The sequence below is a fragment of the Pedobacter sp. ASV28 genome (genome assembly GCF_016428855.1).
GTDB lineage: Bacteria > Bacteroidota > Bacteroidia > Sphingobacteriales > Sphingobacteriaceae > Pedobacter.
The window spans coordinates 20,152-44,519 of the sequence record NZ_JAELTN010000013.1 but is presented as its reverse complement, the minus strand read 5'-3'; the positions used below and the strand labels follow the sequence as shown (position 1 = coordinate 44,519).

Sequence of the window (24,368 nt, the reverse complement as noted above, 5' to 3'; positions counted from 1 at the left end):
GAAATATTGGCGATAGCTTTAAGATTGCTTTCCCGAAGGAGACAGGTTGTGCCTCGGAATGACGAAGTAAGCCTAAAACTCATAGAATCCTAAGTGTAAGATCCTCTATTCTGCTGGTTTTCAGTCGAGATGATGGGCCGAATAAACAAAAAGCCTCGCAACAATCTGTTACGAGACTTTTTATAAGGTGATAGATTAAATCTAAAACCGTAAATCTAAAATCTCTTTAGTCTTCAACGCTTTCGTTGTTGATCCCAATTTCATCTTTAATTTCTTCCTTGAAGTAGGTTTTTTGGAAAATCAATATGGTAATTACACCAATTGAAATTGCCGCATCGGCAAGGTTAAAAACTGGTCTAAAGAACTCAAATGGTTCATTGCCCCAAACTGGGAACCAAGAAGGGAAGGTTCCTTTTACGATTGGAAAATAGAGCATATCAACTACGCGACCATGAAAAAGACTTTCATACTTGTAGATGACGCCATAAAATACCGAATCAATAATGTTACCAAGGGCGCCGGCAAAGATCAGAGCCACATTTAAGATCAAACCACGATGGTACTTTCGCTTGATCATGTAATGCAAGCCATAACCAATTCCACCAACGGCTATGATCCTAAATAAGGAAAGTGCCAATTTGCCAAATTCACCACCAAATTCGAGGCCAAAGGCCATCCCGTTATTTTCGGTAAAGTGAATAATAAACCATTCGCCTAAAATCTTATATTCCTGTCCAAGGTACATGTGGGTCTTGATCCAAGTTTTAGATGCCTGATCGGCCAATAGGACCAAGAAGATTAAAAGTAGTGGTTTTGTATAGCCTTTCATTAACCTTGTTTCAATTTAGCTTCCATGCTCAAAGTGGCATGAGGTACTGCCCTTAAACGCTCTTTTTGAATCAATTTACCTGTTTCCCTACAAATGCCATAGGTTTTGTTCTCTATCCTTACCAAAGCTGCTTCCAGATTGTCAATAAATTTTTTCTGACGTGCGGCCAATTGATTGATCTGCTCTTTTTCTAAAGTTGCCGAACCGTCTTCTAGTGTTTTATAAGCACCAGAAGTATCTTCCGTACCATTAGAATTTGGGTTGCTCAACGATGAGGTCAAGGATTGTAACTCTTCTCTTGAGCTTTTCAATTTCTCTAATATCAGCTCTTTAAATTCTTGTAATTCGCTATCAGAATAACGTGTTTTCTCAGTTTTTTCCATCTATTTAATAATTTATCTTCAATGGTAATGGAACTATATATAATTGGTGTTAATCAATCATGATGTTTCCATATAGTTATATTTTGGCGATCAAAATCTCTAGTTCAACATCTTCTATAATTATTTTGTTTCCTGCAATTGCCGATTTCACTAAAATAATATCATCTGCCAGTATTTCGTTGCAAATGTAAGTTTTGTTTTGTACTACTGCATCTGAAATTAGGTCGTCCTGTTGTAAACTTACGGTAATCCGGTCTGTAACTTCAAAATTAAGTTCTTTACGCAGGTTTTGGATACGGTTGACCAATTCCCTAGATAGTCCCTCTTGCTTCAATGCCGTGGTAATGTTCACATCAAGTGCCACTGTTAAGTTACCCATATTGGTTACTTGCCAACCTGGAATATCCTCCGCTATAATTTCAACATCTGATAAAACAATCGAATAGTTCGTGTCAGGTATTGAATAGGAGCCCTCTTTTTCAAATTTGGCCAGGTCTTCTTGAGACAACTTATTGATCACTTCTGTGACTAATTTCATATCCTTTCCTACCTTGGCACCTAAAGCCTTAAAGTTAGGTTTTACCTTTTTCTTGATAAACCCAGCAGTGTCGGTAATATAGGAAATTTCTTTAATATTCGTTTCCGATAGGATTAAATCCTTAACCAACTCTACCTTGGCTTTAAAGTGGTCGTCTAAAATAGGAATAAGTACCTTGGCCAATGGCTGACGAACATTAATGCCCATTTTCTTACGTAAGGACAATACCATTGAAGAAATATTCTGCGCCAGTTCCATGCGTTCATTCAGTTCATTGTCCACTAATGTTTTGTCAACTTCGTTCCAAATGGTCAAGTGTACAGAGGCCGCACTCTCTTGGGTAGGTGTTGCTTCGCTCAGGTTTTTATATAGCCAATCTGCAAAGAATGGAGCCACTGGCGACATAATTTGGGCAATGCTTGTTAAGCAGGTATATAGTGTTTCGTAAGCAGCCTTTTTATCTTCGGTCATTTCGCCTTTCCAGAAACGGCGGCGAGACAAACGGATGTACCAATTACTCAAGTGCTCATCAACAAAAGTTTGAATGGCCCTAGCGGCCTTGGTAGGCTCATAGGCATTATAGCTTTCGTCAACTTCTGCAATTAAGGTCTGCAATAAAGATAAAATCCAACGATCCAGTTCACTACGTTGCGCAACAGGTGTTTGATTATTCAAGTCGATTTCAAATTTATCAATATTTGCATACAGTGCAAAGAAGGAATAGGTGTTGTATAAAGTGCCAAAAAACTTACGGCGAACTTCATCCAATCCTTCTATGTTGAATTTCAAATTATCCCAAGGCGATGCATTGCTGATCATGTACCAACGAGTGGCGTCTGCACTATAGGTATCAATTGTACTAAATGGATCTACGGCATTGCCTAAACGTTTAGACATTTTATTGCCGTTTTTATCCAATACCAATCCGTTTGATACTACATTTCTAAAGGCAATGCCAGGGTTGTTTACCCGCTCGTTAATGGCTTTGATTTCGTCGCTGCTTTCACTTAGCATCACCGCAATGGCATGCAAGGTAAAGAACCAGCCACGCGTTTGGTCAACACCTTCTGCAATAAAATCTGCAGGGTAGGCGTTCTCAAATTCTGCTGCGTTTTCGAATGGGAAATGCCATTGTGCATAAGGCATGGCGCCGCTATCAAACCAAACATCGATCAAGTCGGTTTCGCGGGTCATTTTTTGCCCTTTAGCAGAAACTAAGAACACATCGTCAACATAAGGACGGTGCATGTCTTTCAACTCAAAACCAGTAGGCATAAATCCAGCATCTATCGCTTTAGCAATTTCACCGTTCAGCTCCTCAATAGAGCCAATGCATTTTTCTTCCAAACCATCGGCGGTACGCCAAATTGGAAGTGGTGTGCCCCAGTAACGTGAACGCGATAAGTTCCAGTCAACAAGGTTTTCCAACCAGTTGCCAAAACGACCAGTTCCGGTTGCTTCTGGTTTCCAATTTATAGCTTTGTTCAATTCCACCATCTTTTCTTTAACGGCAGTAGTTTTAATGAACCAGCTATCCAATGGATAATATAAAACAGGCTTGTCTGTACGCCAGCAATGAGGATAGCTGTGTACATATTTCTCTACCTTAAAGGCTTTGTTTTCTTCTTTTAAACGGATCGCAATCTCTACATCAACCGATTTTTCTGGTGCTTGACCATCGGTATAGTATTCGTTTTTAACATATTTTCCGCCAAATTCGCCCAATGACGCTACAAACTTGCCTTGTAGATCTACCAAAGGAACCGGATTTCCTTTATCATCTAAAATTAATAATGGCGGCACTTCTGGTATGGCTTGCTTAGCGACACGAGCATCGTCGGCACCGAAAGTAGGAGCGGTATGAACAATACCTGTACCATCTTCGGTCGTTACAAAGTCACCGCTGATTACACGGAAAGCATTTTCAGCATTTTGGTAAGGTAAAGCTAATGGTAAAAGTTGTTCGTATTTAATGCCTACCAGGTCGCTGCCCACAAATTCGGTGAGTACCTGATAAGGAATCTTTTTGTCTTCAGATTTGTAAGTGGCAAAAGCTTCTTGATCTTCCGCTTGGAAAAATTTGCCGGCAAATTGTTTGCCTACCAAGGGCTTTGCTAAAATGACGTTGATAGGCTCGAAAGTATATTGGTTAAAAGTTTTTACCAATACATAGTCGATTTTTGGACCAACGGTTAAGGCAGTGTTGCTGGGTAAGGTCCAAGGTGTGGTGGTCCAAGCTAAGATGTTGACTTCGCCATAACCTTGTAAAAACGAAGGTAGCGTTTCTGCAATTGTTTTAAATTGAGCTACGATTGTGGTATCGCTTACATCGCGGTAAGTACCCGGTTGGTTTAATTCGTGGGAACTTAATCCAGTGCCTGCCGCTGGAGAATAAGGTTGTATGGTGTAGCCTTTGTACAATAAGCCTTTGTTGTAAAGCTGTTGTAAAATCCACCATAAAGTTTCAATGTATTCATTATGGTAGGTTACATAAGGGTTTTGTAAATCGACCCAATAGCCCATTTTTTCGGTAAGGTCATTCCACACGTCGGTATAGCGCATAACCTCCTCACGGCATGCGGCGTTGTATTCGTCAACCGAAATTTTCTTTCCGATATCTTCTTTTGTAATCCCTAATTTTTTCTCAACTGCAAGTTCAATGGGTAGACCGTGAGTATCCCAGCCGCCTTTTCGTTTAACCTGGTATCCTTTTAATGTTTTATAGCGACAGAAGATATCTTTAATAGCACGAGCCATTACGTGGTGAATGCCTGGCATGCCATTAGCTGATGGCGGTCCCTCGTAAAATGTAAATGGTTTGCCTTTGGAGCGGGTACTTATACTTTTTTCAAAGATATTCTCCGATTTCCAAAAATCTAATATTTCTTTACCAATTTTAGCTAGCTCTAACTGTTTAAATTCCCTATACATCAATCAAGTATCTCAAAAATTAAAGGTTGCAAAGTTAATGTTTTAGAATGAATTATAGTAGCTTTGATGGGAATTTGTTTTATGCATAAATTAGTTAAAAGAGGGCTTTTCTGTATGTTGGCGGCTGTTCTGTTCATGCCTCTTGCCTTTGTGCTTAAAAATAGCCACCCAAATGCCACCTTGGTCGTGCTGTTTTTGTGTATGTTGTTAGAACTAATTGGATTGATCTTTGTTATATTTAGTATAATAAAACGAAGAAAAATTTAATTGGTGAGGTATGATAAAAGATTTGAAGCTTAAAAAGGCCATTATAGTCATTGTTTTGGGCATTGTTGCCTTGATCGTTGCCAAGATAATGGAGGAATACAGGCTGGCAGGCCATAATATTGTGCTAGCCATCTCGGGAGTTTTATTGATTGTAGGTGCCTTGATATCTATATATCCCATACTCTTTGCAAAGAAGGTAGATAAAGATGGCAAAAAAGTGGAATTGCAACCTGTAGCAAAAGAAGCAATTACCGAGGAGACTGCTTCTTGATCATTGCCCAGTTTTCGCGGGTCATCTCAAACTTTATCTCTGCTTTGCCGTGTAGTCCATTTTCTATCCAGCCAATGGTACTGTAAAATTTTTCAGCCCTGGTTTGTGGTGAAGTTCCAAGCCAAACATAAGTTTTATTCTGTTCGAAATACCAGTTTAGCATGATGTCATGTAGTTTTTTTTCAATGCCCTTCTTTTCAAATGTGGGATGGATGAATAATGCCCAGATATTGTTTTCTTGTAAGTCTGCAATGGCAAACCCAACGATTTGATCCTCGCTTTCACATACCCAACCTTTTCCTCTTGTAAAGAGAAACACTTCGCAATCTTTGTCGGTTACAAGACGTGGGGCTGATAATGTATTTTCTTTAACCGCATTTCTTATGATTTGAATTTGCGGAATATCTTCAATCTTAGCTTCTCTGAACGTCATTTGTGTAGGATTTAACTTGGTAAGCTAAAAGTATATGATAGGGATTTCCATCCAAACCTAATAATTTTGCGAAAGCTGGTTCGGTTTTATATCCGTTTTTCTTCAATTCGATAATCTTTAAGCGGAAATCTTCGCCTTCGCTTTGTAGGATTTGATGTTCTATTAGCATATGGCGATAGGCATTTTGGCTTTCGGAAGGAATGTTTTGCCCGAAAACTTCAATTTCAAAATGATTTATCCTGAAGTTGCAAACCACTGTTTCTTGACCTTTTATTAAAGTTTCCCGAATCTGAAAACACTGTGCCTTACTAAATGAACTGTTTAACGTGTCCATGAACTGTTGCTTGTTTTCCCAATAGCAAACAATGTCCAAATCACTGTTCTCGATGTTAATATTAATGGGGAAGGTACCGGTTAATATGGGGTCGAATGGTTGTAATTTATCAATGACCTGGTGGTCATTGAGTGTTTGGTAAGCTTGTTGCTGACTCTGGGTTCCAGTTTTCAGGTATTCGATGTTTTCAAAATTGATCATGAAATTAATGGTCAAAGTCTATTTCATTCTTGGCTATTTCCTCGGCAGGAATGATCTTGCGTTTTTTGTTTTTATCGAGCCATAGCATTAAGGCTGGTAAGAGGGTAAGGTTAAATACCAAGGCTACGATTAGGGTAATGGACAATAGAAAGCCTAAAATTACGGTACCCCCAAAGGTTGAAGCGGTAAAAATTCCAAAACCAAAAAACAGAATAAGGGCAATATGGGTCATGCTCACGCCGGTTTCGGTAATGGTATCAGTAATTACCTTACTAACACTATAGTTGGTGAGGTTTAGTTCCTGTTGGTACCTGGTTAGGAAATAAATGGTCTGGTCTGAAGCTAATCCAAAAGCAATGGTGAAAATCAGGATAGTGGATGGCTTTAGCGGGATGTTCAGAAAACCCATCAGTCCTGCGGTAATGATGAGCGGGACCACATTAGGTAATAGGGAAATAAACATGATGCCCAGGCTTTTGAATTGAGCCAGGCGTAATAGCGAAATTAATATGATGGCCAATCCAATACTCTCGAACAAATGTTCCAATAGATAATCTGTGCCCTTGGCAAAAATAATGCTTGAGCCCGTTAATGTAACGTTAAATCTTTTAGGAGAAAGGATCGAATCGATCTTCGGTTTTAGCTCGTCCAATAATTGATCTAAACGTTTAGAGCCAATATCGGCCATCTGAAAGCTAATGCGGGCAGTTTGTTTGTCTTTGTCAACAAAGTTGGTTAACATATTGCCATTGCCTTTACCAGAATTGGCCGCGTAGATTAGAATGAAATTCTTCTCAATGTCAGTGGGTATCCGATAAAAGGCTGTATCGCCATTATAAAATACTTGAGAAGCATATTTCAGTCCTGTATTTAGGGAAATGGAACGGGAAAACTCTGGGTAGGCGCCAATCATTTTTTCCATCCTGTCAATTTTATTGAGGGTGGAAACGCTGAGAATGCCATTTTTACGTTTGGTGTCTACGCTGATTTCTAAAGGAAGGATACCCTCGAAGTTTTTTTCAAAAAACTTGAGGTCTGTTAAGATCTTGGAGCTTTTCGGAAGGTCATCTACCACATAACCGTTTACATTAATGCGGTAAACACCTATCAACGAAACGATGGAAAGCAGAATGGTAGAGATGTAAATAGTAGCGCTTTTTTGTTGTACAAGAACATCGGTTTTGGCTAATAAACGATCAAGGAAATTAGGTTGATGTGTAGTGTTAATTTTATTTTTTGGAACGGGTAGGTAGCTAAAAATGGCGGGGATTAGGCATAAGCTCATGAGCCAGGTAAACATTACATTTAGTGCGGCTACACTGCCAAACTGCATGAGCAGCTCGCTGCCCGTAAAATAAAGTACGCCAAAGCCTATGGCGGCAGTAATGTTTGCAATTAAGGTGGTTACCGAAATTCTTTCTATGGTTATTTTCCAAGCTTTTTGCTTTTCGCCATGCTTTTTAAGTTCATTGTGGTATTTGTTCAGCAACAAAATGCTGTTGGGAATGCCAATGATAACAATTAATGGAGGAATTAAACCGGTTAATATGGTGATTTCATAACCAAATAAAACCAAGGTGCCTACGCTCCAAACTACTCCCATAATCACCACCAAAATAGGAAAGAACACTGCTGAAAAACTCCTGAAGAAGATAACTAAGATTAGTGCAGAAACTAAAATAGATAGGCCAAGGAAAAGGATGAATTCATTTGAGATCAATTTGCTGGTTGCTGTTCTAATGTAAGGTAGTCCTGATAGGTGTACTTCAATATTTTCGCTCTTGCCAAAAGCTTGAGCCTTTGCTTCGATCTCTTTAAGTATGGGATTTCTGGCAGCCGAATTAAGGATTTTTTGGTCGAAGGTGATGGCCATTAAAGTGGCATTGGTTTTCTTGTTGAGTAACAATCCGTCGTAAAAGGGCAGCAGGTCAATTTTGTTCTTCAGGGAATCCATGGCGGCATCCGATCCTATTGTTGCGCCAGGTAGGGATTTTACCGTAAATTTTTGATTAACGGTGTCTTTTTGTAGCTCAAATAGTTTTCCTATGGATAGTGCGCCCTTTACCCCATTCAACTTTTGTAGTTCATTAGACAATTGAGCCCATTTGTTATAGGTCTCTTTCTGGAATATTTTATCACTTTTTACACCTATTACCACAATGCTGCCATCTTCACCAAACTTCTGTTTAAAAGCATTGTATTTAACGAAAACAGAGTCCGTGAGAGGTAGTATCTTACTGCCCGCATAGGAAAGCTTAATGTTTTTGGCCTGCGATCCCATGAATAGGGTTATGGCAATAAAGAATAGGATAAGAAGAGTACGGTTTTTTAATATTGCATTAGAAAGTTTTGCCCACATAAGAATCCTTAAAAAAAAGTAAAGAAAGTATAAAATTGATGGAATACAAAATGAAATATGTTATTGAATGTTAATTACGCTTTTATATGCAACGGGGACGAATCTTTTGTTCCCGTAAATTTAATGTATTTTAGAAGGCAGAAGACTTTGGTTATGCATCGGTTTTTTAGAAGTTTTGGATTTGCCTTTAACGGCTTAAGGCATGCCGTCAAAACACAACTTAATTTTAGGTTGCACTTGTTGTCGGCTGCTGCTGTAGTTGCTTTAGGTGTTTATACTGGTCTTTCTAGCCTAGAATGGGTTTGTATTTCGTTATGCATTGGTTTGGTAATGGTTTTGGAATTGCTGAATACGGCACTGGAAATTATGGTAGATCTGGTTTCGCCAGATTATCATCCTAAGGCAGGATTGATAAAAGATATCGCGGCAGCGGCAGTTTTAATGGCTGCAATTGTGGCATTGGTAGTGGCATTGTTTATTTTTGTACCAAAATTCTGCAGCTAGATGTTACATAAAACCAGGGGAATTGTATTGAGGACTACTTTATATAGCGAAAGCAGTGTAGTTGCCCAAGTCTTCACGGAGAAGTTTGGTATTCAGTCTTATTTGATCAATGGCGTTAAAAAAGCAAAGGCGAAAATTCCGATGAATGTATTACAGCCCTTGCACCTGCTGGATATGGTAGTTTATCATAAGGTCAATACACAAATGCAGCGGGTGGTGGAAGCTCGGCCTTCGCCAGTCTTTAACAGCATCCCTTACCACCTGATCAAAAATACAATTATTCAGTTTTTGAACGAAGTTCTTTATAAGAGTATCAGGCAGCAGCATACAGACGAAAATCTTTTTGCTTTTCTATTTAGTGCGGTGAGCTGGTTTGATGAAACAGAGGATGCCAATGTGAACTATCATTTGGCATTTTTAATGAAACTTTCCAGGTTCTTGGGATTTGCACCGCAGGTGCAGTTGAGAAACGATCAGAAATATTTTGACCTACAGGAAGGAAATTTTACATCTGTGACCCCTATTCACCCTTATTTTATTGCCGATGTAGAAGCAAATACCTTGATTGAGCTTTTAGATGCCCCTTTTGAAAAAATAAATGAAATAAATTTAGATAACAGGTATAGGCGATTTTTGTTAGATAAAATATTGGTTTACTTCAGGTTGCATACTGCTTCTTTTGGTCAGATTAAATCACATCAAATACTGGAGGAAATACTTTCTTAAATTTTTTCACTTTTTTTTTGGAAAGATAATTTAACACTCTATATTTGCAATCCCAAAACGAGACAACGGATGGTTGAAAAGTAAAGGGAAATATTAAATTGAAATATTGGAAAATTAGCTCAGCTGGTTCAGAGCACCTCGTTTACACCGAGGGGGTCGGGGGTTCGAATCCCTCATTTTCCACTAAATCCCTGTTAGTTATTCTAGCAGGGATTTTTTGTTTTCAATCTTATTTCTGTGTTTTTACGGTTTCACAGTAGGTTTAATGAAATGCGCATTTACTTTTCTTTCCATCCCCAAGGTGCCGAAGGGGGGTATTGAGATCGAATTTTACGGTGAATAAACGATCTGTACTTATTCGACGTAAGTTGTAGGTGAAAAAATCTTTATCAATGGTGATCCACCAAACATTTCCGGCAGCGCTAGGCAGAAGATCAACGGTCTCTGGGGCTGCGGGAAATATTTGCAGGCCAATCTCCCCAGTGTTGGTTGTCCATGCGCCATACTGTGTAATCTTATCTGCTGATCCGTCTTTGTGCCTATGATCGTGCTTTAATAGTATGCTGTCGTTTTGTAGTTTCAGTACCCATATTCTAAACTTGTCTTCGCCTATAAAAAAGGGAATTTTGATAAGCATCTGTCATGTCCTAGGTAACTTGTCCTGTATATGCTTTTCCATAATGTAGCTGAAGTAGTTTCCAGAATTGCTGAACACCCGATTCTTGTTGTGCATGGCCGACAAGGCTAAAGAAAAGAAATATTGCAAATAAGAGGTTTTTCATATTTTATCTGCTAATCTGCTTTGCTAAAGATATTGTTTAATCCATGTATATTTGAAATTATATGAATAGGTATGGATCGTGCTGTTCTATAATATTGGTAAAAACGTCAATATAAAGTGTCGAAAATTCAATTATGCTTTTACTTTTCTTGTAGTGCTGATGTTAGGTAAAAATGCAGTAATTAATCCTATTAATGGAAGGTAAGCACAAACGGAAAACATGTAGCTGATACTGGTTTTGTCTGCTAAATTGCCTATAAGTGCCGAACCTATGCCGCCCATGCCAAATGCAAAACCAAAGAACAGGCCTGCCACCAATCCAACTTTTCCTGGAATTAGCTCTTGTGCGTAGACCAAGATGGCAGAAAAGGCAGAGGCTAAGATCATTCCAATGGGGACAATGAGTATCCCTGTCCAAAAAAGATTGGCATGTGGTAATAGTAGGGCAAATGGAGCGGCCCCAAGTATCGATACCCAGATTACATATTTTCGTCCTATTCTATCGCCTATAGGGCCTCCAAGTAAAGTTCCTGCCGCTACAGAGAACAAAAAAACAAATAGATAGATCTGGGAAGTTTGTATAGGTACATGGAATTTTTCGATGAGGTAGAAAGTAAAGTAGCTGGTTAGGCTGGCCATGTAAAAATACTTGGAAAAGATCAATATTAATAAGATGGCTATGGCCATGATAATCTTTGATTTGGGTAGGTGGTGTGCGGGATCTGTTAAATGTGTGTCTTTGGACGATTGACGGGACAAAACATAGTTTTTGTACCATCGGCCAACATAGCTCAATACCATAATGGCAATGAATGCTATTGCCGAAAACCAGATGACGCTGAATTGTCCTTTCGGAACAATGATCCATGCGGCCAGTAGTGGACCTATGGAGCTACCTGCGTTGCCGCCCAATTGGAAAACAGATTGTGCCAGTCCTCTTTTTCCGCCAGATGCGGCATGTGCCATTCTTGAGGCTTCGGGATGAAAGATGGAGGAGCCGGTGCCCACCAATGCTACGGAAAGCAAGATGAAGCCAAAGCTGTTAGAAAGCGAAAGCGTAATGAGTCCAATCAAAGTAAAACCCATTCCAATGGCCAGGGAATAAGGTTGTGGCTTTTTATCTGTATAAAGACCTACGAAGGGCTGAAACAAGGAAGCTGCCATTTGAAAAGTGAGGGTAATCAGCCCAATTTGTGAGAAACTAAGTTGATAGGATTTTTTCACTACTGGATAGATGGCCGGAATTAAAGATTGTATGGTGTCATTTAGTAAATGTGAAAAGCTTAGGGCAAATAAAATAGGGAAAACAGTTTGACTGGCTTTGTTGTCTATAGTAGGGGAAGTGTTCATTAAAAAAAATTAAGATAGGTAAAGTTAGTTTTTTAAGTGTTGAATTTTAGCTAAATAATGTCTTAAATAAAAGATTTTGTAAAAAATGGAATTACTATTTGAAAAGTAAATATTAAATGATAATTTTGTTATGCAAGCATAATAAATTAATGAAACAGAAGGAGACAGTAGATTATTTCTTGAAAATCGTTTGGCAAAATGTATCCAATACTTATAACCAAATTGCTTCTGGGTTTGGTATTACCCAGGCTATAGGGTATGTATTGATCAATATAGAGGCTGAGGGTACTGCGGTTTCTGCATTGGCGGCATTATTGGGTGTGAAAGCAACCAGTTTGTCGCGTATGTTGAGCAATATGGAGGAACTTGGCCTTATCTATAGAGAAACTTCTACTGGAGACAAGCGCTCTGTTAAGGTGTTTTTAACGCCTTTTGGTATCGAAAAAAGAAAGCTTGCCCGGAATGTGGTAGTTTCTTTTAATGAGTACTTAAACGAAAAGCTTAGTGTAAAAGAAAAAGAACAACTCATTTCTGCCTTGGAAAAAGTTAACCAGTTAACATTGGCTTATTCGCCTACAAAAAAAATATGATGAACAGAAGAATAAATAAAGTAGCGGTTTTGGGCTCTGGCATTATGGGTTCTCGTATTGCCTGTCATTTTGCAAATATAGGGGTGGAGGTATTGTTATTGGATATTGCCCCTAAAGAATTAAATGCAGATGAACAAGCCAAGGGACTAACCTTGGAACATCCTGCTGTAAAGAATAGGATTGTAAATGCGGCTTTGCAAACGGCTGTCAAGACTAATCCTTCGCCAATTTATTCGCAAAAGGTGCTTCGTAAAGTTACTACTGGCAATTTTACCGACGATATGCCAAAAATTGCTAATTACGATTGGGTTATAGAGGTGGTAGTGGAAAACTTGGATATCAAGAAACAGGTTTTCGATCAGGTAGAAAAATTCCGTAAGCCTGGTACGCTGATTACCTCAAATACTTCTGGTATTCCCATTCATCTAATGACTCAAGGTAGAAGTGAAGAGTTTAGGGCACATTTTTGTGGAACACACTTTTTTAATCCACCTCGCTATTTAAGGCTTTTGGAAATTATTCCAACCGCTGATACCAAGCGGGAAGTGATTGATTTTCTAATGCATTATGGGGATAAATTTCTGGGAAAAACAACGGTTTTATGTAAAGATACACCCGCATTTATAGCCAATCGTGTAGGGGTGTATTCAATTATGGCCTTGTTGCATTCGGTAGAGAAGCTGGATCTTACGGTAGAAGAGATAGACAAGTTTACCGGGCCTGCATTGGGCAGGCCAAAATCGGCAACGTTCCGTACTTCTGATGTAGTGGGTTTGGATACCATGATCAAGGTAGCCAAAGGTTTATATGATAACTGTCCGGATGATAAAGCACATGATTTGTTCAAGCTGCCTGTCTATGTAGAGAAAATGGCAGAGAACAATTGGCTGGGAGATAAGACAAAGCAAGGTTTTTATAAGAAAATAAAAAATGCTGAAGGGAAGAGCGAAATCTTGGCTTTAGACCTTAAGACATTGGAATATAAACCACAGCAAAAGGTGAAATCGGCTACCTTGGAAATGACCAAAAACATAGATAAGGTAGCAGATCGGATGAAAGTTTTTGCCGCAGGTAAAGACAAGGCTGGAGAATTGTTCCGCACTTCATTCTTTGGCCTTTTCGAATATGTATCTGATCGTATTCCGGAAATTTCTGATGAACTGTATCGCATTGATGATGCCATGAGGGCTGGGTTTGGATGGGATTTAGGACCTTTTGAAGTTTGGGATGCCGTTGGTATTGAAGAGGCGATAGCCGGAATGAAGAAATATGGCAATGAACCTGCAGCTTGGGTAAACGAAATGTTGGCAGCTGGACATACCTCTTTCTATAAGGTAGAAGACGGGGTAAAGAAATATTACGATATTCCATCAAAAAGCTACAAGGCTATTCCGGGTACGGCAGATTTTATCATCCTAGAAAATTTAAAAGAGAATAATAAGGTACTCTATAAAAATGCGGGCGCTTCCATTATCGATTTGGGAGATGGTATTTTGAATGTAGAGTTCCATTCTAAAATGAATACGATTGGAGGAGATACCCTAACTGCTATCAATAAAGCTATTGATATGGCAGAAAAGGATTATAGGGGAGTGGTGATTGGGAATGATGGTGCTAATTTCTCGGCTGGTGCAAATGTAGGAATGATTTTCATGATGGCCGTAGAACAAGAATGGGAGGAGCTTAACATGGCCATAAAAATGTTCCAGAATACCTCAATGCGTATCCGTTACTCTTCTATTCCAGTAGTAGTAGCACCGCATAACCTAACCCTGGGAGGAGGATGTGAGTTTAGTTTACACGCCGACTTTGTACAGTTAAGTGCCGAAACCTACATGGGATTAGTAGAGTTCGGGGTAGGTGTAATTCCTGGTGGCGGTGGAACGAAAGAATTTGCCTTAAGGGCCTCTGATGAATTTTCTGATGATCAGATCGTGCAAAATACATTAAAAAACCGCTTTTTGACCATTGGTATGGCCAAGGTGTCTACTTCTGCAGTTGAAGCTTATGAGTTAGGCTACTTGCAAGAGGATAAGTATGCCATCAGTATGAACAGGAGCCGTTTAATTGCCGATGCCAAGGCAAAGGCAATTGAACTGGCAGATGCGGGCTATACCAAACCTGTTCAGCGCAAAGATATTAAGGTGTTAGGTAGACAGGGATTGGGTATTGTATATGCCGGGGCCAATACCATGTACTCGGGCAATTATATTTCAGAGCATGATAAGAAAATTTCTGAAAAATTAGGTTGGGTAATGTGCGGCGGCGATTTATCCTCTCCAACAGAAGTAACAGAACAGTACCTATTGGATTTAGAGCGAGAAGCCTTTTTGTCGCTTTGTGGAGAACGAAAAACCTTAGAGCGTATACAGAGTATCGTCACCAAAGGGAAGCCGTTGAGAAATTAAGGTAGAGTAAGGAACAAAGATTTTTATGCACAATTTTAGGCAACTGCAAATTTGGAAAGAGGGAATGGAAATGGCCAAACAGGTTTATCTGCTTTTGGCTAAGTTTCCATCTTCAGAAAAATTTGGCATGATATCACAAATTTCTAGATGTGCAGTTTCTGTTCCTTCAAATATTGCTGAGGGTTATAAAGAATTTGCACATTTTCTATCGATTGCTTTAGGGTCCTTATTTGAACTGGAAACTCAACTTTTGCTCGCAATTGAACTAGAAATTATTAGTAAAAATGAAATAGAGCCGATTATCGAAAGCGTTATTCAGCTGGAGAAGAAAATATCGGCTTTTAAAAAGACATTAAAATAAAATTTATTGGCTAAGGTGTTTGGTCTTTATTCCTTGCTCCTTAATCTTTAATCCAAAATAACATGGAAGCATACATAATAGCAGGACTTAGAACGGCAGTTGGAAAAGCACCAAGAGGGGTTTTTCGTTTCATGAGGGCCGATGATTTGGCAGCCGATGTAATTAAACAATTGGTGGCTTCAGTGCCTAATCTGGATAGGGAGCAAATTGATGATGTGATTGTGGGGAATGCCACACCAGAGGCAGAACAAGGCTTAAATATTGGTCGCATGATCAGTTTAATGGGATTGGATACAGACAAGGTACCTGGTGTTACCGTGAATAGATATTGTGCTTCGGGCTTGGAGACGATTGCGACCGCTGTAGCCAAAATTAAATCGGGTATGGCCGATTGTATTATTGCAGGGGGGGTGGAAGTGATGTCGGGAATGCCGTTTGGAGGCTGGAAATTGGTGCCAAACCCAGAGGTAGCTAAAACCAATCCAGACTGGTATTGGGGAATGGGATTAACCGCAGAGGCCGTTGCAAAAGAGTATAAGGTAAGTAGGGAAGATCAGGATGAGTTTGCCTACCATTCGCATCTGAAAGCTATAGAAGCGATAAAGAATGGCCATTTAAAAGATGGTCTTTTGCCCATCACCGTTAATGAAATCTACTTGGACGATCAGTTGAAGAAAAAGACACGTTCCTATGTGGTTGATACCGACGAAGGCCCACGTGCCGATACTACCATCGAAAAATTGGCCAAATTAAAACCAGTCTTTGCAGCTAATGGTTGCATTACTGCTGGTAATTCTTCACAGACTTCAGATGGAGCAGCCTTTGTTCTGGTGGTGTCTGAAAAGAAAATGAAGGAGCTGGGCGCAGCACCTATTGCCCGTTTGGTAAGTTATGGTATAGCGGGTGTGCCCCCCAGAATTATGGGGATTGGTCCAATCGAAGCTATTCCAAAAGCGTTAAAAATGGCCAATATGAAACAGGAAGAAATTGGGCTGATTGAACTGAATGAGGCTTTTGCTTCGCAATCATTAGCTGTTATTAGAACTTTGGGATTAGATGCGAGCAAGATTAATGTGAATGGAGGTGCTATTGCCCTTGGGCATCCACTGGGATGTACGGGAGCCAAGCTTTCGGTTCAGTTATTCAATGAAGCTAAGCGTCGTAACGAAAAGTATGGCATGGTTACCATGTGCGTAGGGACTGGGCAAGGTGCAGCAGGGATTTTTGAAATCTTCTAAGATAAAGGAGCAGGGAACAAGGAATAAAGATTTCATGTGAAAAGAAAGAAATCGTCATGGTGAGTGATAGGCCAAGACGATAAAATAAGAAATAAAAAAATAATTTGTTGGTTAAGGCGCTTGGTTTTTATTCCTTGTTCCTTAATCCTTAATCTAAAATACAATGAGCAAGACAATTAAAGGAGGAGAGTTCCTGATTAAGGAGACTTCCTATCATGATGTATTTATTCCAGAAGAATTTGATGAAGAGCAGCAAATGATTGCGCAGACCTGTCGTGATTTTTTAGCAGCAGAAGTTTATCCTAACCTGGAGAAATTGGATAGCCATGTAGATCCAGAGCTAATGCCAACGTTATTGACAAAGGCAGGTGAACTGGGTATACTTGGGGTTTCGGTACCGGAAGAGTATGGCGGTTTCGGAAAGAATTTTAATACTTCTATGTTGGTGGCCGATGTGGTTGGCGCAGGACATTCGTTTGCAGTTGCCCTATCAGCGCATACTGGAATTGGTACGTTGCCGATTTTATATTATGGAAATGAAGCACAAAAGGCAAAGTATATCCCTAAGTTGGGTACAGGAGAGTGGAAAGCGGCCTATTGCTTAACGGAGCCAAATTCAGGATCAGATGCCAATTCTGGTAAGACAAAGGCGAAACTGAGCGATGATGGTAAACACTATATCATCAATGGACAGAAAATGTGGATTACCAATGGTGGTTTTGCAGATATTTTTATTGTCTTTGCTAAAATTGACGATGATGAAAATCTAACGGCCTTTATTGTAGAACGTGATTTTGGTGGCATAACCATGAACCCTGAAGAGCATAAGATGGGTATAAAGGGGTCATCTACACGGCAGATTTTCTTTAATGACTGTGCAGTTCCGGTTGAGAACATGTTAAGCGACCGTCAGAATGGATTTAAAATTGCGGTAAATATCCTGAACATTGGGCGCATCAAGTTGTCTGCTGCAGCCATTGGAGCTTCTAAAGCTACCATCAGCACGGCGGTAAATTATGCCAATGAACGCCTTCAGTTTGGTCGCCAAATTTCCAAATACGGGGCTATTCGTTTTAAATTGGCCGAGATGGCCGCAAAAGTTTATGCTGTAGATGCGGCAAACTATCGGGCTGGACAAAATATCGATGATACTTATGATGCCTTGATTGCCGAAGGCATGGATCCGGCAAAAGCTAAATTGAAGTCGGTTGAGCAATTTGCGGTAGAATGTGCTATTTTAAAGGTTTGGGGCTCGGAAGCATTAGATTACGTGGTGGATGAAGGCGTTCAGATTTATGGCGGTATGGGCTTTAGTGCCGATGCCCCTATGGATAGGGCCTATCGTGATGCCCGTATCAATAGGATCTTTGAAGGGACTAATGAAATCAATAGGTTGTTAACCGTGGACATGATGCTGAAACGTGCTATGAAAGGTGAATTAGACTTAATGACGCCTGCTACGGCAGTGGCGGCAGAGCTCATGTCTATTCCCGATTTTGGAGAAGAGGATCAGTCGCTATTTTCTTCGGAAAAGAAACTGCTTCAAAATTTAAAGAAAGCAACTTTGATGGTGGCCGGTGCAGCAGTTCAAAAACTGATGATGAGTCTGAGCAAGGAACAGGAAATTTTGATGAACATAGCCGATATGGCCAGTTATGTTTATGTAGCGGAATCAGCTATGTTGAGAACAGAGAAGTTGGTAAGTCTAAGAGGAGAAGAAGCCTGCAAAGGCCAGTTGGATTTGATGCGTATTTATTTTGTAGAAGCGGTAGATTGTGTAGCTAAGGCAGGTAAAGAAGCGCTTTGGGCTTTTGGAGAGGGAGATGAATTACGTATGATGTTGGTAGGTTTACGCAGGTTTACCAAAATGGAGCCATTTAATGTGAAACAAGCCCGCCAAAATGTGGCCGTACAGGTCATTGAGGCCAATAAATATCCTTACTAAAAGGAAAAGTACTATATCATTAGCAAGAGGATGTCCAAAAAGTAATTTTCGGACATCCTCTTTTGCATATTGTACTAATTGAAATACGTTTGAAGATAGGTATTTAATGCATTGGCAATTTTGCCCGCATAGGTTGGCCTGGTGCTATCGGTTAGTCTTACCCCTTGATTGAACTCGATCTGGATTCCGGAAATCGTTCCATCAAATTTTGAACCGTGACGGGATGTATTGTATCCCCCATTGAAATAGTTCCCATCTGTAAAAATAGTGGCATCACCAGGCATGGGATAAGTTGAGCTGGGGGTCACCATATAGCCCAGCTGGGTGTTAAGTAAAGTGCCAAGGGCATTGGTACCCTTGATCAAGCTGGTGTGGGTAACGCCAGGTACTACCATTGCTTTGATGCTTGAGGAACTGGTTAGGCTTCCTAAAGAACTGGTATAAGTGGTGAGTTGCGTTTTGGTAAGTAAATAACCAACTTCGGTTCTCTCTGGAGTATGGGCTTGGCCATGAACATCTATAAAAAGTCCCGAAGGATGATTGGCATTGATGGTGGCCTTTGCTGCATCGATGTATTCGTGAAATTTGTCCCAAGCTGGACCAGCGTAAATACCTCCTTGTGTAGCTACCTCACGTCGTCGGTTGGCATCTAGTTTGGAGCGATGAAGATGATTGATGATCAAGTGTGGCCTTTTACCGGTTTTAATGCGTATGGAGTCTGCTATTGAAATGGCTAATTCTCTTGTTTTACTATCGGCAATGTCAGAAAAGCTCGTGTCTGTACTATATTGATCGTAGGGGAGTGTTCCATAATCATAGGTATCTGTCCTTGTTTTCATGAATGAGGGTTGTGTCAATCCACCGTGGGGTGCTGCGATGATCAGTCTAGAAGATTCGTCTCCGGCAATATACTCAATAGCAAGGAAGCTAGAAGCGTCTTTGGTTACATAGTATTTGTAGCTGGTGCCGGGAATGTAGGTAGTGGTTGTGCTGAGGCCCGCCATGGTACCGTTTGCCTTTAACGAATTTGCGGCAGTAGCATTTGACGGATCAGAAACTTCCTGTTTAGCACATGAGTAGAGCGTAATGGCCAAAACGGACATCACGGCTAACATTTTTAAATTTCTTTTCATTGTTTTTAAGTTTTAGTTCTTATATAAGACTGATTGAAAGTTTGATAAGACCAGAAAAGATGTTAAAAAATGGAGGCTGTCCATGATCTTAAGTGTAAATTGAGGCATAGGAAGGAAGTGGCAAATACTATTTCCCCATTGTTCAATTGTATATACCTAATTTTTCGAGTCTTTTTAATATTGCATTCTAATGTGTTAAAATTGGTTAAAAATTGTAGCATCGGGTTTAAAAGCTTATTTTTGCTTGATGAAGTTAAAAGCTGGGTTTTTATTATGGAGCTGTGCCATGGTTTTTTTGGTAAGCTCTTGTAATAAAGATAAGTATGATGTAGAAAAACAGGCGGCAAAAGACGATTTGCTCATCACTGAATTTATCACACAAAATAAGATTATTGCTACAAAGCACAGTTCTGGCCTCTATTATCAAATTCTTACCGAAGGAACTGGAAGTACGGTTACCGCCGCTTCAACAGTGAGCGTGAATTATGAAGGTAAGCTTTTGGATGGTAGTATTTTTGATAAATCAAAGGCTGCTGTTACTTTTCCCTTAACTGGAGTTATCCAGGGTTGGACTATTGGTGTACCTTTGGTAAAAGTAGGCGGGCGTATTAGATTGATCATACCTTCTACTTTGGCTTATGGCAACGCTTCACCAGGAGCTGGCATTCCTAAAAATGCTGTTTTAGATTTTACTATAGATTTACTCAATGCTCAATAACATTTTAATGCGTAAAACAACCTTATATCTTGCGACATTTTTTGGTGTCCTAATCTTATTTAGCTCTTGCAAAAAAGAGTACGAAAGTATTGAAAGTATAGATGAGGCCAAGATCAAAGCCTATATCGCCCAAAATAATCTCGATGGCATCATGAAGAGGGATGATTCTGGGTTCTATTACCAAATTGTAAGTGAAGGAACAGGCGATCTATTGAAAAATACGGATTCAGTATTGTATGACTTCGATATCAAATCGTTATCAGGTACAGTTTACCAAGCTATTAATACCAATACCAATAATGCTACTTATGTAGGCTATGTAACCAGTCCTGCTGCTTTTAGACCGGTAATGCTTAAAGTAAAACGTGGTGCTAAGGTTAAGGTTATCTTGCCATCTTATTTAGCTTTTGGAAAGAATGGAAATGGCAATATTCCCTCTAATGAGGTTATATTGTCTGATTTGAATATTTATACTGAAAAGTCACAACAACAATTGGATGATAACAGGATACAAGCTTTTTTAACGGCCAAAGGAATAACGGCTACTAAGCACCCTTCAGGGGTTTATTACCAGGTGATTACCCCAGGTACAGGTACCGATGTAATAGATCAACATTCTACGGTAGTTTATAAATATACAGGTAGAACATTAGATGGAACTCAATTTGACAGTAATGATTCCTTCTCTACAACACTTTTAAGTGTAATACCAGGTTGGGAAAAGGTGCTACCATTGTTTACCGCTGGAGCGAAAGTCAGACTTTTTATTCCTTCTAATTTAGGCTATGGCGTTTTGGGAAGTGGTTCTATACCTCCAAATGCAGTTCTAGACTTTACCATAGAGATAACGAGCGTTACGAACTAAAAGAAATAAGATGAGAGCCAGCAGTTTAGCTGGCTTTTTCATTTAATGCAGTTTTGTAGACCTTAAGCGCCCTTTCCCTTGCAAAATTATGATCTACAATGGGCATTGGTGCTATCGCTAATTGATATTGAGGCGCCCATTTGAATACGTATTCCATTTTAGGATCAAATTTCTTTAGCTGTAACTCGGGATTAAAAACCCTAAAATACGGGGCGGCATCATTGCCCGAGCCACAAGCCCATTGCCAACCACCTACATTACTTGCTTGTTCATAGTCTAGTAGCTTGTCTGCAAAATAGGCTTCGCCCCAACGCCAATCAATTAAAAGATGTTTACATAGAAAACTGGCTACTACCATGCGTACGCGATTATGCATGAAGCCTGTTTTGTTCAGTTGCCTCATGCCTGCATCAACGAGGGGATAGCCAGTTTCACCTTCACACCAGGACTTAAATTCTTTTTCATTATTTCGCCATTGGATCTTGTCGTAATCAGGTTTGAAGGCTTGGGTTACGGTGTGGGGAAAATGCCATAAGATCATCATGTAAAATTCTCTCCAAACCAGTTCTGAAAGCCATTTCTCTACATTTTTTTCGAGGGCAATGGCCACAACCTCACGTATGCTTACCGTTCCGAATCTGAGGTGTAGGCCCAAATGTGTCGTAGCATCTTTAGCAGGGTAATCCCTTAGCTCATCATAGTGGTCAATTTTCTCTTGGTAGTTAATTGCCGGAAATATAGCTTCATTTGGCATAAAACCAAAATCTTGTAGCTCTGGGAAAGCAAAAGGCATTGTTTGATATAGATGCCCAAAATAGGTTTGAGTTGGGTAGGCTTTTACATAAAACGAATTCAGCTTTTTAAGCCATTGCTTGTAATAGGGGGTAAAAACACTATAGGGCTTCCCATCGGCTTTTGTTAGTTCGTCTTTTTCAAAAATCACTTGGTCCTTATAGGTATGGAAAGAAATGCCATGCTGTCCAAGCAGCTCGGCAATGGCTTCATCTCTTTGTTGGGCGTACGGCTCATAATCATGATTGGTATATACCGCTTTAACCTCAAAATCTTTTAAGATTTCTAGCCATGCATTTTTTGGTGTGGCAAATTTGATAAAAAGGGAGGAGCCTAAATCGACTAGCTCTTTATTTAATTTATCCAAAACTTGATAAATGAAAGAGACCCTGGCATCTGTTTTAGCATTTAATTTCTCCAGAATATTTTTGTCAAAAATAAAAACAACCAATACAGGTATGCCACTTTTTAGGGCATGATAGAGTGCTGCATGGTCATTTAGCCTTAAGTCTCTACGTAACCAGCAAACACTAATTTTTGGTCTCATGCTTTTTATATGTCTTATAATAGATGAATTGAATTCTCAATCGTCTATCGTTTTAATTACGATAGATGGCGCTTAAGGCTTCTTCTAGGTTAAGGTATTTAAATGAATAGCCTGTATCCAATATTTTTTGTGCTGAAGCATTTGTGCTCATCAAAGGTAGGATATACTGCTCTCCTAAAAGAATTTTTAACACAGATTTAGGTACTGAAAATGGCCAAACAGGTCGGTGCAATACTTTAGCTAAGGTTTGGGTTAAGGTTTTGTTGGTTACAATAGAGGGGGCTACAGCATGATAAGCACCTGCCATTTCCGTATCTTCAACAGCTTTCCTGAAAATGCCGGCAATGTCATCAAGATGTATCCATGGTATCCATTGCTTGCCTGAACCCAAAGGAGCGCCTACAAAATATTTGATGGGCTTTTCTATAGCCGCTAATGCGCCTCCTTCCTTACTTAAGACAATACCTATCCTTATTTTAACTACCCTTATGCCGAGGGTTAGGCCCTTATCTGCAGCATTTTCCCATTTAATGCAGCAATCTGCTAAAAAACCTTGGCCGGGCGCACTCTCTTCCTCTAGGATTTCGTCTCCTCTATCTCCGTAAAGGCCAACAGCTGATGCAGAAATATAGGTTCGTACCTTGGCATTGGTTTCGGCAACGGCCTTATAAAGCAGTTCAGCAGATTTTATCCTGCTGTCTATAATTTTTTGTTTACGTTCTGCTGTCCATTTCTCGTCGGCAATGCCTTCTCCGGTAAGATTAATTATGGTGTCGATATGTTCAAGGGCATTCTGGTCTATGGTTTGTCGATCAATATCCCAAAGAAAGACCTTAACATGTTGAATGTGTACAGGTCGGCGGGATAAGATAGCGACCTGATGGCCATGACTCTTTAGCTCTGCTATCAATCTATTTCCAACTAAGCCAGTTGCGCCTGCAATGAGAATATTTTTTGTCATATTAACTAAACCCTAAATTAGGAATTTGGTTTGTAATGACCGCTTCATTAAATTTTTTAGTTTTTAATCAATAATTGAAGCCTTATTTTTTAGCGTGGCTTTTGAAAAAATTGACAATAGGTTCGTTTGCGTTTTTGGGGTATTGATGCCCGCCTGAATGGATGAAAATAATGACATCATTACCGTCTTTTCCTTTGTATAATGTCATATTGCTATCTAACTTTAGGCCTTCCTGACTACAGCCATTCATTTTTAAGACCGCATTGTAGGTAAGCTTCTGTAGCCATGGTTTTACCAGTGGATCGGTTTCTCCCATTAAATGAAATGCCGGTTTTGGTTTCATTTTATTGACGAGTTTCATAGCCGCGGTGGCTGTAGGAGCAAATGCTGCAAATTCGTCACCTCTGGTGGCCCAAAGTAGGTAGGTAAACCCACCTCCATTAGAATGACCGGTAACATATATCCTGCTGTTATCGATTTTGTAATCGGCTCGCAAAGTTTTTAGCATTGCGTCAAAAAAAAGCAAATCTCTGTTGTTGTTGCTTTGATCAGTCATCACCCATCCAGCTTTGTTACCTTCGGGATCGGTGAGTATACCAGGCGTGTTCAATCCCTGCGGACAAATGAAAATGGCTTCGGGCCAAATTTTATCAAAGCTCCTGGTCTTAAACATGTTTTCCATAGTACCACCGTGTCCATGATAGGCGAATATAATAGGTGTTGCTTTTGTCTTTGCCGATGAAGGAATATATACCAAAGCCTTTCGGATATCCCCATTAATAGACCACTCCATTGTTTTTGGGGCAACATTCTGACCAAAAGCTTGATGAAAAAAAAGAATAACAAGTATCAATAATTTGAATTTCATAAAATGAGATTTAGTCTATATGTTCTAATAGATTG

At 39.7% G+C, this 24,368-nt stretch carries 23 protein-coding genes and 1 tRNA gene; 11 read left to right on the top strand and 13 right to left on the bottom strand.

The genetic code is table 11. From position 1 onward, the window contains the following. Nucleotides 1–226: 226 nt before the first annotated feature. From JHD79_RS06595 to ileS, 3 genes are all read right to left on the bottom strand, one after another. Nucleotides 227–829: a lipoprotein signal peptidase gene (locus JHD79_RS06595; protein WP_199118422.1), complete on the bottom strand. Its 603-nt coding sequence runs from the start codon at nt 827–829 to the stop codon at nt 227–229. Next, on the bottom strand, nt 829–1,212 hold the full coding sequence (locus JHD79_RS06590; RefSeq protein ID WP_199118421.1) for a TraR/DksA C4-type zinc finger protein: 384 nt from the start codon (nt 1,210–1,212) through the stop codon (nt 829–831). The genes JHD79_RS06595 and JHD79_RS06590 overlap by 1 nt, the downstream gene beginning before the upstream one ends. Before the next feature lie 76 nt (nt 1,213–1,288). Then, nucleotides 1,289–4,681, bottom strand: a complete 3,393-nt coding sequence (gene ileS, locus JHD79_RS06585) for an isoleucine--tRNA ligase (protein ID WP_199118420.1) — start codon at nt 4,679–4,681, stop codon at nt 1,289–1,291. 277 nt (nt 4,682–4,958) lie between these two features. Here ileS and JHD79_RS06580 point away from each other — a divergent pair, with 277 nt between their 5' ends. Beyond that, nucleotides 4,959–5,219, top strand: a complete 261-nt coding sequence (locus JHD79_RS06580) for an isoleucyl-tRNA synthetase (RefSeq protein ID WP_199118419.1) — start codon at nt 4,959–4,961, stop codon at nt 5,217–5,219. Here the strand turns inward: JHD79_RS06580 and JHD79_RS06575 are convergent. Genes JHD79_RS06575 through JHD79_RS06565 form a run of 3 tightly spaced genes read right to left on the bottom strand, consistent with a single transcriptional unit; the run spans nt 5,197 to nt 8,546 of the window. Next, nucleotides 5,197–5,652 carry a GNAT family N-acetyltransferase gene (locus JHD79_RS06575; protein WP_199118418.1) on the bottom strand — a complete coding sequence of 152 codons (456 nt, stop codon included), beginning with the start codon at nt 5,650–5,652 and terminating at the stop codon, nt 5,197–5,199. The genes JHD79_RS06580 and JHD79_RS06575 overlap by 23 nt on opposite strands. Then, entirely contained in the window at nt 5,633–6,187 is a 555-nt protein-coding gene (locus JHD79_RS06570; RefSeq protein WP_199118417.1) for a DUF4269 domain-containing protein, read from the bottom strand. The genes JHD79_RS06575 and JHD79_RS06570 overlap by 20 nt, the downstream gene beginning before the upstream one ends. A gap of 4 nt (nt 6,188–6,191) precedes the next feature. Then, nucleotides 6,192–8,546 (bottom strand): RND family transporter, encoded by a 2,355-nt coding sequence (locus JHD79_RS06565; protein WP_233164598.1) that lies wholly within the window; start codon nt 8,544–8,546, stop codon nt 6,192–6,194. 123 nt (nt 8,547–8,669) lie between these two features. On the opposite strand from JHD79_RS06565, the gene JHD79_RS06560 reads away from it, so the two are divergent. The 3 genes from JHD79_RS06560 to JHD79_RS06550 all read left to right on the top strand — a co-directional run bounded on the left by JHD79_RS06560 (nt 8,670) and on the right by JHD79_RS06550 (nt 9,959). Next, entirely contained in the window at nt 8,670–9,050 is a 381-nt protein-coding gene (locus tag JHD79_RS06560; protein WP_233164597.1) for a diacylglycerol kinase family protein, read from the top strand. Next, the gene (recO, locus tag JHD79_RS06555; protein ID WP_199118416.1) at nt 9,051–9,776 is read left to right on the top strand and encodes a DNA repair protein RecO; all 726 of its coding nucleotides are present in this window, start codon (nt 9,051–9,053) and stop codon (nt 9,774–9,776) included. Between the two features lie 108 nt (nt 9,777–9,884). Beyond that, nucleotides 9,885–9,959 (top strand) — tRNA-Val (locus JHD79_RS06550). Nucleotides 9,960–10,038: 79 nt separating this feature from the next. Here the strand turns inward: JHD79_RS06550 and JHD79_RS06545 are convergent. The 3 genes from JHD79_RS06545 to JHD79_RS06540 form a co-directional block, all read right to left on the bottom strand. Next, nucleotides 10,039–10,413: a hypothetical protein gene (locus tag JHD79_RS06545; protein WP_199118415.1), complete on the bottom strand. Its 375-nt coding sequence runs from the start codon at nt 10,411–10,413 to the stop codon at nt 10,039–10,041. Nucleotides 10,414–10,423: 10 nt separating this feature from the next. Then, nucleotides 10,424–10,558 (bottom strand): hypothetical protein, encoded by a 135-nt coding sequence (locus JHD79_RS22940; protein WP_255533770.1) that lies wholly within the window; start codon nt 10,556–10,558, stop codon nt 10,424–10,426. 131 nt (nt 10,559–10,689) lie between these two features. Continuing rightward, the gene (locus JHD79_RS06540; RefSeq protein ID WP_199118414.1) at nt 10,690–11,907 is read right to left on the bottom strand and encodes an MFS transporter; all 1,218 of its coding nucleotides are present in this window, start codon (nt 11,905–11,907) and stop codon (nt 10,690–10,692) included. 149 nt (nt 11,908–12,056) lie between these two features. Between JHD79_RS06540 and JHD79_RS06535 the strand changes: the two genes are divergently transcribed. The 5 genes from JHD79_RS06535 (at nt 12,057) to JHD79_RS06515 (ending at nt 18,449) form a co-directional block, all read left to right on the top strand. After that, nucleotides 12,057–12,497, top strand: coding sequence for a MarR family winged helix-turn-helix transcriptional regulator (locus JHD79_RS06535; protein ID WP_199118413.1), 441 nt, complete (start codon nt 12,057–12,059; stop codon nt 12,495–12,497). After that, on the top strand, nt 12,497–14,905 hold the full coding sequence (locus JHD79_RS06530) for a 3-hydroxyacyl-CoA dehydrogenase/enoyl-CoA hydratase family protein (protein WP_199118471.1): 2,409 nt from the start codon (nt 12,497–12,499) through the stop codon (nt 14,903–14,905). Before JHD79_RS06535 ends, JHD79_RS06530 begins: the two co-directional genes overlap by 1 nt. Nucleotides 14,906–14,930: 25 nt before the next feature. Further along, nucleotides 14,931–15,266 (top strand): four helix bundle protein, encoded by a 336-nt coding sequence (locus JHD79_RS06525; protein ID WP_199118412.1) that lies wholly within the window; start codon nt 14,931–14,933, stop codon nt 15,264–15,266. 62 nt (nt 15,267–15,328) lie between these two features. After that, complete coding sequence (locus JHD79_RS06520; RefSeq protein WP_199118411.1) at nt 15,329–16,504, top strand: acetyl-CoA C-acyltransferase; 1,176 nt, start codon at nt 15,329–15,331, stop codon at nt 16,502–16,504. Between the two features lie 163 nt (nt 16,505–16,667). Continuing rightward, the gene (locus JHD79_RS06515) at nt 16,668–18,449 is read left to right on the top strand and encodes an acyl-CoA dehydrogenase family protein (protein WP_199118410.1); all 1,782 of its coding nucleotides are present in this window, start codon (nt 16,668–16,670) and stop codon (nt 18,447–18,449) included. A 74-nt stretch (nt 18,450–18,523) separates the two neighbouring features. On the opposite strand, the gene JHD79_RS06510 is transcribed toward JHD79_RS06515, so the two are convergent. Beyond that, complete coding sequence (locus tag JHD79_RS06510; protein ID WP_199118409.1) at nt 18,524–19,582, bottom strand: hypothetical protein; 1,059 nt, start codon at nt 19,580–19,582, stop codon at nt 18,524–18,526. Nucleotides 19,583–19,829: 247 nt separating this feature from the next. Here JHD79_RS06510 and JHD79_RS06505 point away from each other — a divergent pair, with 247 nt between their 5' ends. Beyond that, complete coding sequence (locus JHD79_RS06505) at nt 19,830–20,300, top strand: FKBP-type peptidyl-prolyl cis-trans isomerase (protein ID WP_233164601.1); 471 nt, start codon at nt 19,830–19,832, stop codon at nt 20,298–20,300. Nucleotides 20,301–20,307: 7 nt separating this feature from the next. Beyond that, the gene (locus JHD79_RS06500; protein WP_199118407.1) at nt 20,308–21,165 is read left to right on the top strand and encodes an FKBP-type peptidyl-prolyl cis-trans isomerase; all 858 of its coding nucleotides are present in this window, start codon (nt 20,308–20,310) and stop codon (nt 21,163–21,165) included. Nucleotides 21,166–21,190: 25 nt separating this feature from the next. On the opposite strand, the gene JHD79_RS06495 is transcribed toward JHD79_RS06500, so the two are convergent. The 3 genes from JHD79_RS06495 to JHD79_RS06485 form a co-directional block, all read right to left on the bottom strand. Next, a complete protein-coding gene (locus JHD79_RS06495; protein WP_199118406.1) occupies nt 21,191–22,504 on the bottom strand; it encodes a deoxyribodipyrimidine photo-lyase in 1,314 nt (437 codons plus the stop codon). 52 nt (nt 22,505–22,556) lie between these two features. Further along, nucleotides 22,557–23,465, bottom strand: coding sequence for a TIGR01777 family oxidoreductase (locus tag JHD79_RS06490; protein WP_199118405.1), 909 nt, complete (start codon nt 23,463–23,465; stop codon nt 22,557–22,559). A gap of 82 nt (nt 23,466–23,547) precedes the next feature. Then, nucleotides 23,548–24,333 carry a PHB depolymerase family esterase gene (locus JHD79_RS06485; RefSeq protein WP_199118404.1) on the bottom strand — a complete coding sequence of 262 codons (786 nt, stop codon included), beginning with the start codon at nt 24,331–24,333 and terminating at the stop codon, nt 23,548–23,550. Nucleotides 24,334–24,368 lie beyond the last annotated feature (35 nt).